Origin of the sequence: Enterococcus sp. DIV0660C (assembly GCF_017316125.1) — a bacterium.
Taxonomy (GTDB): domain Bacteria; phylum Bacillota; class Bacilli; order Lactobacillales; family Enterococcaceae; genus Enterococcus_B.
Genome location: NZ_JAFLWA010000014.1, coordinates 12,545 through 27,782 on the forward strand (window position 1 = coordinate 12,545; position 15,238 = coordinate 27,782).

The following is a 15,238-nucleotide window of genomic DNA, read 5'->3' on the forward strand; positions in this document are numbered from 1 at the left end:
TCACGTTATCCTAATTTATTTACTATCTAACTATTTAAACACGAATTAATAGTATTTATCATCTCTTCAAAAAAACTGTTTTGAAAGGATTGATTCTTTAGCATTTCATAATAAATATCACTATTCTTATCAGTATATACCTCTGCTTTATCACAAAGAATTTGATATTTCTCGTCAAAATCAGGCATACACTTTCTTAACTCAGATTCCAAGTTCTCCTCGTAAGATGTGTATAAATTGCATACCTCAGATGAAGGTATTTCAACTCTCACACCCGAAAAATACTCTGTAATATTACCATTTTGCTTCGCATTATTTTGTTGATTTTTTCCGTCCTTATTCTTAGTATAATCTCCATCAAAGATCGTATATGTTTTTATACCAAAGAATTTTAGTATTTGTGCGTATAAAATAATATTGGTTTTCGATCCACAAACGACGTAATTAATTCCTAAACGTTCAAAATAGTCTGCTCCAAAATAAGAATCCACTATTCCTTTAATGCAAGCATGATCGGTTGTTCCTTCTAATAGAACAGCTTTATCTGAAAAAACAGCCTCAGAAAGATCATTACCTAAAATATTTTTAATCTGATTATTTATCGTAAAATCTTTAACATAGCCTTCCAAAGAATCATATAGATCAGCCAAAGAAAAACTTTTGATTTCTGATCCTTTTTCAGATTCTATGCAGCTAACTTTTCTAATTTTATGAACTTCTTTTGTTTCAATAAATATAGAACTGTGAGTTGCGAACATTACTTGGGTTTTCTCAGGATTGTCAGAAATTATCTTACGCAAAGCCGAACTGAATATCCTTGTTTGTACAGGATGTTGATACAATTCAGGTTCCTCGATAGCGAGGCAAATTGTCGCATCATTACCACTACCCCGACCATACTCAGCTAGATATTGTAAGGCAGATATGATTAATGTACGCTGAAATCCATGACCTTGTCTATCCACACTATATTGATTATTTTCATCCATAAAGTCTATAACACCTACATCAAATCTAGCTTTAGGAGGAGTTATGCTAGGCATTTTAGGTGTTACTATTACCTTTTTATTAAGTGTATAGTGCGAAATAACTTTATTCATGTTATTAGAAATATCTTGTAGAACTTCACCATAAACCTGATCATAGACTTGTTTTTGATTTTCTGATATTGTAACGTACAACTCGTTTACTTTATCATCTGCCTCCTTTCGATCAATTGTACTTTCAATAATTCTACTTATCACACTTGCCTTATTATCATCATTTGCTTCTTCATTTGCTCTCAAGTTCGCACTAATAAAAATAAAACTAAAATTATTCTTCATCACACCTTGACCATTGAAGCCAAAAAAATCTGTGCTTAAATGACTCGGAACTTTTGATAATAAGTCTCTATGCGCATTCTCAAACTCCTTCATTTTATTCTCAACATCAGCTTTACTCGTCCCTTTTTGTATATGGGAAAGCTTTTCATCTGTCTCAATAAGTCGGTTGAAAATATCTTTTTTTTCTTTGACTGACTTCGCTTCTTTTATCTCAATAAATGGTTCGTAACCCATACTATTTGCTGATAATCGTTCTTCCCCATCAACGCCTCTTGTTTTTATTATTACAAGATCATCATCAAGGTCGGTTACATATGTGCCTAAAATCTCTTTATCATACTCAGTTAAGTCATCAAACACGACCTCAACAGAAATCTCTTTACCATTATTACAATTACAATCATCATCTGATAGATTATTATTTTTTCCGTAGGCATTAAAAAACCAATCTAATGCGTACATAATTGATGATTTTCCTGCACCATTAGGTCCAATAAATGTCGTAATATCTTCAAAACCAATTTGAACATCCTTTAAAGCTCTAAAATTTTTAATTTTTACACTTTTAATTTTCATCTTTATCTCCTAAAATTATCTACAAGATTGAAATAGCATCAATACGATTTTTCGAACAGTTCTTCCAATCATGTACCCTAAAAAAGGCCTAACATTAAATTTCATTACTTATTCAAATAACTAATAATCAACTTATTTATATTCTATTTGCAAGTATTATCGACCATTAACAGCATAGACAAATGTTAAGTAGTTAGCAAAATCTCCTATTCTTTGTCTATGATCAGATACATCTTTTCTGGTTCTATTTTGCATACCCTCTTGTAAAAATAATTGCTCGGTCCAAGTATCACTTTTCCAAGAGTTCATTTTAAATACACGTTCCAAAACAATAAAATTATTTATTAACGTGTTATGTTCCATCGTTCTTGATGAATCCTTAGACATCTTCTGTTCTTTAGTTAAATAACTCCATTCAGCACGGGTTGTGGTATATTTGATTGCGGATTCAATCAAATCTTTCCAAACCTCTGAAACGTCTTCTGTAGTAAAGTCTGCATTTTTTAGAATCTCTTCATGAATTTTTGACATTTGTTCAAATGTCATATGTTCTCTCATAGTTAAATAGTTATTATAATCAATCATTTTTATCTAACCCATCCATTCATCATTTTATACAATCCTATGTTAAATAGTACACTAGCTTATTTAGAATTTCACTATCTTGTTGTAATCATTTTCATATGAACTATCAAAAAAAGCTGACTGTGCATAAGTCAGCTTAAAAACTATATAAATTCTAAAAAGTAATTACTTGCGAATTCTCCAGTTATATTCAGTGCAAAATCTCTTCCCATTAATTCATAGTCAACATAATTGAGCAAGTGTTCAGGAATTTCATAATAGCCCAACTCTACTAACGAACACCCCAATCTCTCATACTCACTTAAATTATTTTTTTCACAAAGATCGATAATATTAATTTCTTTTCCCATATTATCCGCAATACAACGAACTACTTCATCTGGATAGCTCATGTAGTCGCTCAAACTATCATATTTTTCTGATAAAGCCTGCGGATAATCATATTCATTAATTGTAAACGGTACATCATAATCACTAATAAAATATTCTTCATAAGAACAACCAAGCTCATCAATAAATTCATTTCCTACTAAAATTTTATTATACGCCATTTCTAAATCTTCATGAGAAAATGGAAGATGCAGGTATACGCCTAATAGATAACCTTCATTGTATGCCTTCAAATTAGTTAAATAAATCCAATGATTGCTACATCCACCAACCTGCTTTCCATCATGCTCCAACATCATCTCTTCAGTTACTAAAATTGCCATTTTCATCGTCCTTTCTTTTTGACCACCCATTTTGTTTCGAGCTGAGGCATCTTTAAGAACTTGCTTTTTAGATTTAGTTTTCAAAAAACCTCGTATCAAATTTGAATTGAATGGTTCATTTTGCTTTTTCGCTGTCGGCGCAATTGATACAGCAATGTTCTTTTGGAATGGAAAGAGGGAAATTTATTTGAGTGGCTCTGCCCGACCCTTGTAGTGGAGAATTGCTTATCGGAAGCTATCACAAAACACTGTTGACCGTAGTGGTGTCAACTCAAAAAAAGACGCCTCGCAAACTGAATTGCGAAACGCCTGAAAGTACTGATATAAAGCTGTTCTTAACGCTTTGAGAATTGTGAAGCTTTACGAGCTTTCTTAAGACCTGGTTGGAAAATCTGTTGTTTTATGGCGTTAGATTATCTTTTAAAAATCGTTGTATACTAATGATTTTAAGCTTTATAATTTTATAAAATATCATTGAGTTTCAATCAGTCGTTACCAAAATCCGTAACCAAAAACGACGTTAGCATTTCTTAAGCGTATTTGGTTACAAAAATTAGTTACTTGCACATCGGAACTACTACGTTTTTACATATCAGCTTCAGCAAAAATTTTATCTCTCCAACTCAGATCAAAATTGCCCGCAAGTTCTGCATATGATTCATCAATTGCTCTTAACAGTTTTCGTTCGTCAAGATTATTTTTCAGCATATCAAGTAATTTACGATTCTCCAAAGGAAAAATCTTTACTAAATCCGTAATTGCATCTTTGTTTGATGACCGTAGCGGAACACTTGCAACCGCTCGCCAAATATTAACAGTGTTGTCATCCAATTCATCAGCAATAAATAAAGTAATGACATTTTTATCAAAATTATCTACGGTTAAATTCGTTGCATGCCGTAAAACTGGCTCCCACTCTCCACGTTTTTGAGCTTGTGCGTTCATCAATGTAACTTCAAGCATTAGTGTCAAATTTTCATAGTCAATGACAATATCACCAGCTCCACCAGCTGCATGAGATAGCGGGCGCATTTCACCATCCAATGTTAAATTCAAGCTCTTTGTTATAAAAAACTCTTCCTTAGAAATATAAAACCACGCAATTGCGATAATATATTCGTAAATTGTTGGAACTGTTGCGGATTCTGATACTTCTGACTTAATTTTTTTGTCATCCCTTGTTGAAAATAACAGTAAGATTTCAATAATTTTTTCCTTTGGAAATGTTTTTGATATAAATTTTCTAAATTTATTTTCTTTTTGTGTTAAAACAACACTTTCAATTTGCGAAGTATTTTCAATTCCAAGAAGTTTTTTAAGAGCTAACAAAGTTAAAGATTCATTTAAACCTAAAATATCAGTTATTGTAGATTCTTGATAGAAGGGATAAGATAAATCTTCTTCATAATCAGTGTAATTTTCAGTTCCCGCAAAGTTCATAGAATTAAATATTATTGAAAGAACATCTTGATTAGTTGCATTAACTAGACCAGTATTGAAATCTAATAGTCCCGATAAATTAAACGTTCGTTTTGTCATGTCTCGATACTCTCGAACAATATCGTCTTTTTTTGAAAGTACAAATCGGTTGTAAATCAACGTGTTATTTTCTGACAGCAACTCATTATCTATGTTTTCGTCTAAAAAATCTTGGATGTTTTTCGATTTTATAAACTCGGTTTTGACAAAAATAGCTTTCCCAAACCCAAACGCTTTTGTTAATTTATCGTCGGAACTCACTTCAAGTAAAGATTCCAAAGTTTTAACGTTCTTGTTAGACTTAAACGCCAATAACTTATTTACAAATTCAAAATATACCCCTTGCGTTGCTGATGATTTCCTATTTACAAACAAAGAGTCAAATTCTTTTCTATTTAACGGTTCTTTTGAAAAAAGTTCATCGGCAGTCAATTCAGTTGTGCTTTCTGGAAAATTTCTATCTAAAAATTCTGAGAAAATTTCATTATTGTCATTAACACTTTGATAATCATTAATTATGTCTTTTATTTTTTGGTTGTCAAATGATGGCTGAACTAAATGAATCAGCGTTAAAAAATCTTGTTGTGGGATATTCTGATATTTTATAACCATTCCTAACGCAACACGAAAGGGATAAAAATAATTCATTTTATTTGAATTATAAACACGTAGTTTTAACAATTGACGAGTGAACAATAAATTATTCACATCAATCCCTAGTGCGCGTTCAACATCATTTGCACTCAGTGTGTCTTCATTTATCCAACTATTAGCAACTCTTGAAAGTCTCCTTTTTGAATTTGTTAATCCAATTTTAACTAAGGCGTTGGTTAAAGTTCTGCCCCGTTTTGCAAAATCTTCATCGGTATTCCTAGAAAATAACTCTGTCTTTGTCAAAATTTTTTCGTAAAATTTTGCTTGTGCGTCATTATTCCATTCGTTAAATTCTAAATTTGTTTCTTGAAGATAAGGCAACAAGGTTTTATAGTCATCAATTAACGTTTTTCTTCTAAAACTCGTGTCACCTAGGTTAAATGTTTCTGCGGTACTAGTAAGCTTCATTAGATATACCTCTCGTAATTTGTGATTAAAACCTCCACTGTTTCGCTTTGTTTAGCCTTAGACTGATAGTTACTATTATTATAGTTATAGTTTAAGACGTACAAATTGTATTTTGAAGCCCAATGTTTAAGGATTTCATTTTCTCTTTCTTTATGAATTATCACATTTGAAAGTGCAAACTTAATATTTCTTTCATTTGCTTTATCAAGATACTCATATAAGGCTTTTTCATCTTTTTCAGACCATCCACCATTTTCATTGTAGGCAGCTGTCGTGATAAGATACGGCGGATCTGCATAGATAAAATCTCCTGTATCTACACTCACTTCTCGGAAATCTTTTGCGGAATATGCAATTGGTGAATTCTGTATTACTTTTACAAACTTCCGTAATTTTTCCTCCATTTTTTTGTTAAAGTCTCGCTTACCAACCGGAAGATTGTATTCCCCTCTTGAATTAAAACGAATCTGGTTATTAAAACCGAATACAACTAACAAATAAAACAACAATGGTGACGGTGAATTATTATAGTCTTTTCTTAACTTTAAAAATTTTTCTTTGTTATATGCGCCTAAACCACTAGCGCTATTCGCAGAATAGAATTCATATCCATTTTCCTTTGTATTAGATAGTCCATAATCGTTTATTTTCATTTCCACCATGTTAATGAAATCATCCACATCAATAGCTGAAATATACTCAAAAAAGTCAATTACATGATTTTCAACATCATTCATAAGATAACTTTCTGCTTGTCTATTTTTTGCCAGGTTGGCAGTGACACTTCCACCGCCAGAAAACAAGTCAATCATTCGTGTATAACTTGACGGAAAATAAGGCTTTAATTGTGGAAGCAATTTTTGTTTTCCCCCCGTATAATTCAATGGTGATTGAATTATTTCATCATCAACTGTGCAAAGATATAGTAACTCTTTATGATTTTCTATATTCGATTTGCCAGTTGTAAAAGCATTAAAATCAGTTGAAAAGACTTCTACTTGCCCTCGTTTCTTCAATGTGGAAATGATTTCTTCATTTGAAATCTTTGCGTTTGAACGTGAATTTCCTTTTTTCGCCATATTATTGTACGAAACTAAAATATAGCGAGCATTAATATTTTGAATTAAATCATCAAATGCTTGCGGTGCTTTAGATTTAGTATAGTCCGAAGATTTTTCAGAGCGATTGACTGCTTTCATAGCCACACCCTCAACATCAGGTTTTTTCCATTCCATAACATTCTCTAAAACATGATATGCACTTTCATATCCTCGAGAATTATAAGGCGTATCAATGTAAACCAAGTCTGTTTTTATTTTTCTGACCAACTGATTTGCATCTTCATTGTAAATTTCATTTCCAACATTTTTATTAAATTCTGGCACTCGTAAATAAATCGGTTTGAAAGTATCCATTTTTTTCCGATATGCATCAAAATGTCCTACAGTATTAGCCACCTTGTCCATAGCATATAGCAAAGAAGTTAACAAAAATGCTTTTTCACGCTCATTTAAATCGTTGTAAGTTTCAATTTTTTCACGAATTGCATCAATTTTTTGAGCATTCTCGATTGAAAAATATTTATTACCAAAGTTTTTATCAACGTAGCCATGTATTCCTTGAAGAGCATTCAATTCCTCAATTTTTAGTTGAATCTTTTTTTCATCTACTGGCATATTCCCGAACCATGTTTCATAAGAAATATAGTTACTTGTAAGAATATCATTAACTATAACTTTTTTTCCTTGTATGTTAAATAGGTTAGCAACAACACCTGTTCCTCCAAAAACATCCGCAACTGATTTAACATTTTTTGTATGTTCTGATACAACATCATTGATAAAATCTAGCATCTTCTGCTTACTTCCTAAATATCTTCTATTATTTATATGAAGAGGAGTCAGTTCAGTTTTAAACAACTCCAATTTTTTATTATGACTTTGTTTCATTTTTTTATCAATAAGTTCTACTTGCCTAAATGTCCAAGCGTTTTGATGCCCTTTTTTTTTCGCGGGTTCAGGAATTTCATTTTTTCTAACCCAATTATTTATGGTTTGTCGTGAGATTTCGTACTTCTTCATTAAATCTTGTGTTGTCATCATTTAGGCATCATCTCCTTTTTACAGTTATTGCAATTCTATCATATTTAATACAATAAGTAACTATTAATGATAAAACATCTTCACAAGCTACTTATTAAAATTTGAGAAAGTTCGCCAATCATTACTAAATTTGCGAATTTAGGTAAATAAGAATCAATTTTTTTAAAACTCAGAGAACCTCCTTGCATTAGTCCTAGTCTCCTTGTTTCAGAGTCTATAACATAAATTTCGTTCGCTTCATGAATGTAGATATTCTGGCTTGTTTTTGATTTTTTTCCTACCTTTTCGAAACCTTTTTTATACTTTTTTGAATTGTGAACAGTTATTTCTCCCTGTGTAAATTTCCAAAAAGAGTCATGAAATTCGTTTTTTATGGCAGAATAAATCGATTCTTTTGTTTGGAATCGAAGTACTGATGAAACGATTTCTTGAATTTGTGCATTATTTGAATCTTTTTTCATGTCATTAAGGAGACAAAAGAAAAGTTCTTGACAGTAAGCATCAAATTCCTCATTTGTTCCCCAATACAGCTCATGAAATGTATTGAACTCCAATGCGTCCTTAAAAAATTCGGCATAGTTTTGTGTTAATAAAAACCGATTCCCCTTTTTTTCAATATTGCCTTTCAATATTTTTTTTATTACTTGGTCGTTCCACGTCCTGTATGATTGCTCGTAGTCTTTTTTTGAAGTAAATCCTAAAATTTCATATACATCTTTTACTCCATTATCTAACATTCGCTTATTTAGTCTATCGACAGTTCGTTGAAAAATAAATTGTTTTGTTTCATCATAGCTCATACATTACATCCCTCCATTTGTCAATACCCGACTTTATGCTTTTATTTTACCAAAAAAGGCCTTGATTAAAAATTGAACTTTTTATGTTTATCATAAAATCATCAAAGATCAGCGCTGACCTTTGAAAAAAACTACACGCTCCAAGTGCTAGCCTTGAAGCAGAAAAGGAGTATTTCCATGAATATCAAATTAAACTTAATACCATTTTCAACGGCAAAACTCAGCGAAGTAATAATCGCCAACGTTGCACCTGAATCAAGCAGACTTATCTTATCCGCTAAAAAAGCTCCACGTTATAATGGCGAGGATGAAATCCGTGGTTCTGTTGCAAAAATCAAATGTGAGTTTATCAATGCAGACCTCGCAAAAATTCTTAAAAAATCTGGGGCAGACATTCATCAACTCAAAACAAATACATTGGAAATCAGTGGCAACGAAAATGATCTAATCAATATTATCGAAGAAGAATTGATTAACACCATTTTGCCACTCCATAAAGCAAAAGTTATGTTGAAATGGGTAAGTACTCGTTCGTCTTCTGGTTGGAAAATCTTAAAACTTGTCGTTGATTTAACTGATTTACATGAGGGGGAAAAGTAAATGAAGAAGCAAGTACTCATCAAATCAAATAAAGAACTAATCGAAGATGCTAATTTACTAACTATCAAATTTAATGGATTCAGCCTTCTTCCAAGTGTAGTTTATTACGTTGCAGATAGAATCCAAGTAATGAAAAGCGTTACTCGCTACTTGGAAAATGGAGAACGTAGTTATGACTTGGCTTTACGACAATTGGATGTTGTAAAAGAGTTTTTACTAACTGAACCAGTTTTCAAGAAAACTGAAGAGGAATCAGAACCAAATGAAGCATGGACTCCGCTAACTGTCGTGAAAGATATTGACCAATTAACCAAGGATATTGCTCTGAGAAAAGAGTGGCAAGCTAAAATGAAATATAAAAAGCATGGAAAGAACTTGAAAGAAATGCTTGATAATGCAGACGATAACGCTTAGAAAATAGCTTGTAATTCCCCTCCAAATGAGTGGAACAGGAGTAAACACGCCCAAGCGTGTTTAGCGGTAGCGACTCCGATTCGTTTCACTCATTTTGGAGGGTGTATTTTAAAATTAAAAGGCTCAATTTCAACGCCTGCGGTTTCGGGCTTGTCAATAGAAACCGCATGTAATAAGGAAAGTAATTGGTTTGGTAATATTTAACCCTTGAGCTTTATAAATTTTTAATGAGTTAAAAAGCTCATAGTAAAGGCGTGAAACAATGATGCAACCAAAAAGAAGTCAGTTAAAATCATTTTTCGGAACGCAACAACTGGCACAAGACAATATTGAAGAAACCTTTTGGAATTTTGAGGATGATAATATCAGGCGTGAATTTGATGAGTTAGTCAAGTTTTCCAGAAAAAATCAACATAGAATTTTTGAACTTATCGCAACAAGGTTCTTGTCAGACTTACGGAAATCCGACAATGGAAATATCGCTAAAATCGCTTTTGTCCTTCATGACAAGGATAAAGACGATACAGGAACTTTTATAAAGCCACATGTTCATTGGTTACTCGAATTAAAAAATAAACGTGATTTAGACGAAGTTGCTTATAAATTTTTCGTTCATCCTCAACAAATTGAAAAAGGTTCTAAAGGAAAAAATGGTTTGTTAGGTCGAATAGGGTACTTAACGCACCAAGCCGAACCCGATAAATTTAAATATGACGGTCATGATGTCGAAACGTTTGGAACTTTTGATTATGCAGACTACATCTCTAAAAATTCTGCTTACTTCAAAAAAAGATTAACCTTTAATCGAAAGCAACAAGCAAAAATTTCGTGAAGCTTTTGATGCGTATTCAAAACTAAACTCTTTTCGCACAAATCGAGATAAAAGGCTAGGAATATTTGATTTCACAACAATTTTTATTTATGGAAAATCAGGATTGGGAAAAACTACAATTGCAATGGCTATACTTGATAGATTAAAAGAAATAGCAAAACCCAATGGTATAAAATGGTGATCATATTCTGGAAGTGCAAAAAATGCTGTTGACGATTATAAAGCGGAAGAGCTCATACTGTTTGATGACCTAAAACAAGATAGTTTTCTCATTGCGGATTGGCTAAAAATACTAGATTCGAGAAATGAAAGTACAATTTCAGGACGATTTCATAATAAGCCACTGTCAGCAAGATTAATTATTCTAACTACAATAGAAAGCCCATTTAAATATTTTGATTTTGGGAAAGATGAACCAAAAGAACAGTTCATTAGACGACTAAGTTACATCATCAACATTTCTTCATTCAGTATGGACGATGAACAAATGATAAAGACAAATTTTTCGATAAGCGTTCCGAACAAACAAGATAACTATCATTTAAAAGAAAAATATAAAGAAATCTGCATGGATAATTTACTTAATTCAGAGTGGATAAATGAAATTTATGAACGGATTAAGGGGAAGAGACGTAAATGGATAACCTAATTCAAATAAAAATTGATGATGAGCAACTAGAAAATATACGCTTGCAATTACATGGTGTTGCTGTCTCCGAAATCGAACGTGTGAAAAATGACGTTAAAGATCCAAGCCCTTTTGTGAAGAAAAACGAAACGTGTAAATACCTTCATATTTCAAACAATACGCTTGATAAGATGATTATTCTAGGATTTCCAAAAATCACTGTTGGTGGTGTAACTCGTTTCGACAAACGTGAGATAGATAAATGGCTTTATCAGCATAACGAATAATCGAATAAATTTATGGTACAGTCGGATCGTAGTAGTTTTACGTTCCGATTTGCCTATTTTTTTGAAAGTAGGTTACATTATGTCAATTACAAAAATGAAAACTGGAAAGTTTAAAATTAATATTTACATGGGGGAGGGAAATTCTCGTTACATTGCTTATGCTGACACTAAACATGAAGCTGAAATCTTGGAAGCTGAAGCGAATCTTCGTAAGTTAAAAGGAAAATCAAAAACGAAAAAAGGCGATTACACCTTTGAAGAAGTTTATCAAGAGTGGTGGAAGAAAAAATACACTGTCACAAAACATCATGAGCAATCCACATTAAACGGTACAAAATCAGTATTCCGTTTACAAATTTTACCGTATCTTGCCAAAAAGAAAATCAAAAAAATTACTTACAACGATTTAGAAGAATTACAGATTTTATGGGCATTCGGTGATGAAGATAAAAGGATTAAACCCCATGCCAATTTCAAGAAAAATATCTCCTATACAAAACAAGTCTTTCGTTACGCTATGATTAAAGGGTATATTGCTATGAATCCTTTTGAATTACTTGATATGCCTGTCAACGAAACACTAAAGCGCAACAAAGAAGAAAAACGCCGTAAGAAATACTATTCTGCGGAAACAATTCAGAGGTCATTGCAACTGATTAAAAATGAATATGGCATGATGGCTTATACATTGCTGGCGCTAACTTATTATCTAGGTGCAATTAAAGGCGAAATCTATCCACTTGTATGGGGTGATGTTGATCTTCAAAACAATACCATCACAATGAACCACAAGTTAATAAAAAACGCTATAACAGGCAAAAGAGAACGTGTCAGTGGCATGAAAAATAATTACCGCTATCGTACAGTCCCAATCAACCATTCCATCGTTAAACTATTAGAAGAATGGCAAACATTGCAAGCTAAAGAATTAAAACAGGTTAACATCAAACTAACACAAGAACAATTTCTTTTCACCTATACCACACAAAAGGGAGAATTGAATCAACCGCTTCATCCAGACTGGCTAAACAATAAACTGAATGCCTTAGAAAAGAAATATGGCTTACCGCATATCATTCCTCATGGTTTGCGCCATACGTTCGTTTCTGATTTGCTGAATCAAGGCTATGATGAACTTGTAGTAAAATCGCTTGTCGGTCATGCTGAAACCTCAAACATTACTCGTGAAGTCTACGGGCACGCAAACATTGCCAAACAGATTGAAGCTGTTAATTTACTTGAAGAAATTCGAGCAAAAGAATTTCAAAAGGCTTAAGAAAGTTAGTTCACAAAATTCATTGGTTACGAGTACTAAAAAAGTCGTAACCAAACTCGTAACCAAAACGAAAAAAAGACACCCACTCTTTCGAGCGGATGCCTTGTAAGTCCAGTAATACCAACGAATTAACGTTTTGAGAATTGTGAAGCTTTACGAGCTTTCTTAAGACCTGGTTTTTTACGTTCAACCATACGTGCGTCACGAGTAAGTAAGCCAGCACGTTTAAGAGCTGCACGGAAGTCAGGATCAACTTCTAGCAATGCACGAGCGATACCATGACGGATAGCTCCTGATTGTCCAGCATAGCCTCCACCGTTTACGTTAACAAAAACGTCATATGCGCCTTTTGTTTCAGTAACAGCGAAAGGTTGATTGATAACTTCACGCAAGTCAGCATGTGGGATGTATTCTTCAACATCTTTTTTGTTTACAATAACTTTACCAGTTCCTGGTACTAAGCGTACGCGAGCAACTGCATTTTTACGACGGCCTGTGCCGATATATTGAACTTGTGCCAATGAAATTCCCTCCTATTAGATTAAGTTTGTGATATCTAAAACTTCTGGTTGTTGAGCAGTATGTGGATGTTCTGAACCACCATATACGTTCAATTTAGTAAATTGTTTGCGACCTAAAGTATTTTTAGGAAGCATTCCTTTTACTGAAGTTTCGATTAAACGACGAGAATTTTTAGCACGCAATTCGCCAGCTGTGACTGATTTCAATCCACCTGGGTAGTTGCTGTGACGGTAATAAATTTTGTCAGTCGCTTTTTTACCTGTTAATTTCACTTTATCTGCATTGATGACAATGACGAAATCGCCAGTATCCACATGAGGTGTGAAAGTTGGTTTATTTTTACCACGTAGTACAGATGCAACAACTGTTGAAAGACGTCCCAATGGAACATCAGTTGCGTCTACTACATACCATTTACGTTCTACTTCGCCTGGTTTGGCCATATATGTTGTACGCACGTTAGTTTCCTCCAATTTAAGTTCTGATGTTTGACATACACTTCGAGTTTCCGGGGCTCTTTGTGGGGCAAACAATACCATTTAACATATTACCTGCTACTTCGCATAATGTCAACGTTTTTCTGCTCGCATGAAAAATTTTTCAAAAGTTTACATCTTTGATCTATTCTCCTATCTGCCTCTATACTTCCAATTTCAATTACTGTATAAAAAGGAATTAAATTCCGTTATTTTTTGTATATTAAATAATTAAATTACAAAATAATGCATATTTATTTAATAAAAGTGTTGCTTTTTTATTTTTATGATGCTATTATTTGAAACATCAATTTTCAAAAGAATGCAAAGTAAGGGGAGTTTTTTTATGAAAGAGAAAATTATTTTAGCTTATTCCGGTGGATTAGATACATCTGTTGCCATTAAGTGGCTGACGGATGAAGGCTATGACGTGATTGCTTGTTGTTTAGACATCGGCGAAGGAAAAGATACGTCTTTTATCAAAGAAAAAGCATTGCAAGTTGGTGCTAGCGCTTCTTATGCGATTGATGCTAAAGAGGAATTTGCGCAAGAATTTGCTTTGGCTGCTCTTCAAGGACATACCTTCTATGAACAATCGTATCCATTAGTTTCTGCCCTTTCACGCCCCTTAATTGCGAAGAAACTAGTTGAACTTGCTCGCATGACAGGAGCTTCAACCATCGCTCATGGCTGTACCGGAAAAGGAAATGACCAAGTTCGATTTGAAGTTGCAATCAATGCTTTAGCACCTGACTTAAAAATTATCGCTCCTGTTCGTCAATGGCAGTGGTCTCGTGAAGAAGAAATTGCTTATGCAAAAACAAATGATATTCCAATTCCTGCAAATTTAGACAATCCTTATTCAATTGATCAAAATCTTTGGGGGCGTGCATGTGAATGCGGAATTTTAGAAGACCCTTGGGCCACCCCACCTGCAGGAGCTTACGAGTTAACGACTGCTTTAGAATATACACCAGATCTACCCGATGTGATTGAGCTAACATTTGAACACGGTATCCCAATTGAATTAAATCAAGAAAAGATGTCTTTATCACAACTAATCTTGACCTTAAATCAACTCGCTGGTAAACATGGAATCGGTCGAATTGATCATGTTGAAAATCGGTTAGTTGGTATCAAATCACGTGAAGTTTATGAATGTCCCGGAGCGGTGGTCTTGATGCAAGCGCACAAAGAATTGGAAGATTTGACTTTTGTACGTGAGCTTGCCCACTTTAAACCACTAATTGAGCAGCAGCTCAGTCAAATGATTTATGATGGTTTATGGTTCAATCCATTAACAGAAGCCTTGTTACAATTTCTAAAATCAACACAAATTTATGTAAATGGGACCGTCCGGGTCAAACTCTTTAAAGGAAACGTGATTGTTGAGGGGCGGAAATCATTTAATAGTCTGTATAGTGAAGAACTGGCTACTTATACATCCGCAGATACCTTTGATCAACAAGCAGCTATTGGGTTCATCAAACTTTGGGGATTACCTTCTAAAGTCCACGCAGAGGTACAATCGAAACAAGAAAACTTGTCACAAATAATTTAA

At 33.4% G+C, this 15,238-nt stretch carries 14 protein-coding genes; 6 read left to right on the forward strand and 8 right to left on the reverse strand.

Annotated elements, in window-relative coordinates; all coding sequences use genetic code 11:
- Positions 1–26: 26 nt before the first annotated feature.
- From DOK81_RS03990 to DOK81_RS04015, 6 genes are all read right to left on the reverse strand, one after another.
- On the reverse strand, positions 27–1,901 hold the full coding sequence (locus tag DOK81_RS03990; protein WP_206908501.1) for an AAA family ATPase: 1,875 nt from the start codon (positions 1,899–1,901) through the stop codon (positions 27–29).
- A gap of 156 nt (positions 1,902–2,057) precedes the next feature.
- On the reverse strand, positions 2,058–2,447 hold the full coding sequence (locus tag DOK81_RS03995) for a hypothetical protein (protein WP_242589891.1): 390 nt from the start codon (positions 2,445–2,447) through the stop codon (positions 2,058–2,060).
- Between the two features lie 182 nt (positions 2,448–2,629).
- The gene (locus DOK81_RS04000; RefSeq protein ID WP_242589892.1) at positions 2,630–3,283 is read right to left on the reverse strand and encodes an antirestriction protein ArdA; all 654 of its coding nucleotides are present in this window, start codon (positions 3,281–3,283) and stop codon (positions 2,630–2,632) included.
- A gap of 501 nt (positions 3,284–3,784) precedes the next feature.
- The gene (locus tag DOK81_RS04005; protein ID WP_206908513.1) at positions 3,785–5,740 is read right to left on the reverse strand and encodes an AlwI family type II restriction endonuclease; all 1,956 of its coding nucleotides are present in this window, start codon (positions 5,738–5,740) and stop codon (positions 3,785–3,787) included.
- On the reverse strand, positions 5,740–7,842 hold the full coding sequence (locus DOK81_RS04010) for a Dam family site-specific DNA-(adenine-N6)-methyltransferase (protein WP_206908517.1): 2,103 nt from the start codon (positions 7,840–7,842) through the stop codon (positions 5,740–5,742). Before DOK81_RS04010 ends, DOK81_RS04005 begins: the two co-directional genes overlap by 1 nt.
- Positions 7,843–7,922: 80 nt before the next feature.
- Entirely contained in the window at positions 7,923–8,642 is a 720-nt protein-coding gene (locus DOK81_RS04015) for a hypothetical protein (protein WP_206908520.1), read from the reverse strand.
- 177 nt (positions 8,643–8,819) lie between these two features.
- On the opposite strand from DOK81_RS04015, the gene DOK81_RS04020 reads away from it, so the two are divergent.
- From DOK81_RS04020 to DOK81_RS04040, 5 genes are all read left to right on the forward strand, one after another.
- Positions 8,820–9,242 (forward strand): hypothetical protein, encoded by a 423-nt coding sequence (locus DOK81_RS04020; protein WP_206908524.1) that lies wholly within the window; start codon positions 8,820–8,822, stop codon positions 9,240–9,242.
- A complete protein-coding gene (locus tag DOK81_RS04025) occupies positions 9,243–9,656 on the forward strand; it encodes a hypothetical protein (protein WP_206908526.1) in 414 nt (137 codons plus the stop codon). It begins immediately after the preceding gene.
- A gap of 262 nt (positions 9,657–9,918) precedes the next feature.
- The gene (locus tag DOK81_RS04030; protein WP_206908529.1) at positions 9,919–10,488 is read left to right on the forward strand and encodes a Rep family protein; all 570 of its coding nucleotides are present in this window, start codon (positions 9,919–9,921) and stop codon (positions 10,486–10,488) included.
- Between the two features lie 636 nt (positions 10,489–11,124).
- A complete protein-coding gene (locus DOK81_RS04035) occupies positions 11,125–11,403 on the forward strand; it encodes a helix-turn-helix domain-containing protein (protein ID WP_206908532.1) in 279 nt (92 codons plus the stop codon).
- A 79-nt stretch (positions 11,404–11,482) separates the two neighbouring features.
- Positions 11,483–12,679 carry a tyrosine-type recombinase/integrase gene (locus DOK81_RS04040; RefSeq protein ID WP_206908535.1) on the forward strand — a complete coding sequence of 399 codons (1,197 nt, stop codon included), beginning with the start codon at positions 11,483–11,485 and terminating at the stop codon, positions 12,677–12,679.
- A 128-nt stretch (positions 12,680–12,807) separates the two neighbouring features.
- Here DOK81_RS04040 and rpsI read toward each other — a convergent pair whose 3' ends face one another.
- Together rpsI and rplM are read right to left on the reverse strand one after the other, a co-directional pair.
- Complete coding sequence (gene rpsI / locus DOK81_RS04045; protein ID WP_067484493.1) at positions 12,808–13,200, reverse strand: 30S ribosomal protein S9; 393 nt, start codon at positions 13,198–13,200, stop codon at positions 12,808–12,810.
- Positions 13,201–13,215: 15 nt separating this feature from the next.
- Complete coding sequence (gene rplM, locus DOK81_RS04050) at positions 13,216–13,644, reverse strand: 50S ribosomal protein L13 (RefSeq protein ID WP_306294856.1); 429 nt, start codon at positions 13,642–13,644, stop codon at positions 13,216–13,218.
- 379 nt (positions 13,645–14,023) lie between these two features.
- Between rplM and DOK81_RS04055 the strand changes: the two genes are divergently transcribed.
- Positions 14,024–15,238 (forward strand): argininosuccinate synthase, encoded by a 1,215-nt coding sequence (locus DOK81_RS04055; RefSeq protein WP_206908537.1) that lies wholly within the window; start codon positions 14,024–14,026, stop codon positions 15,236–15,238.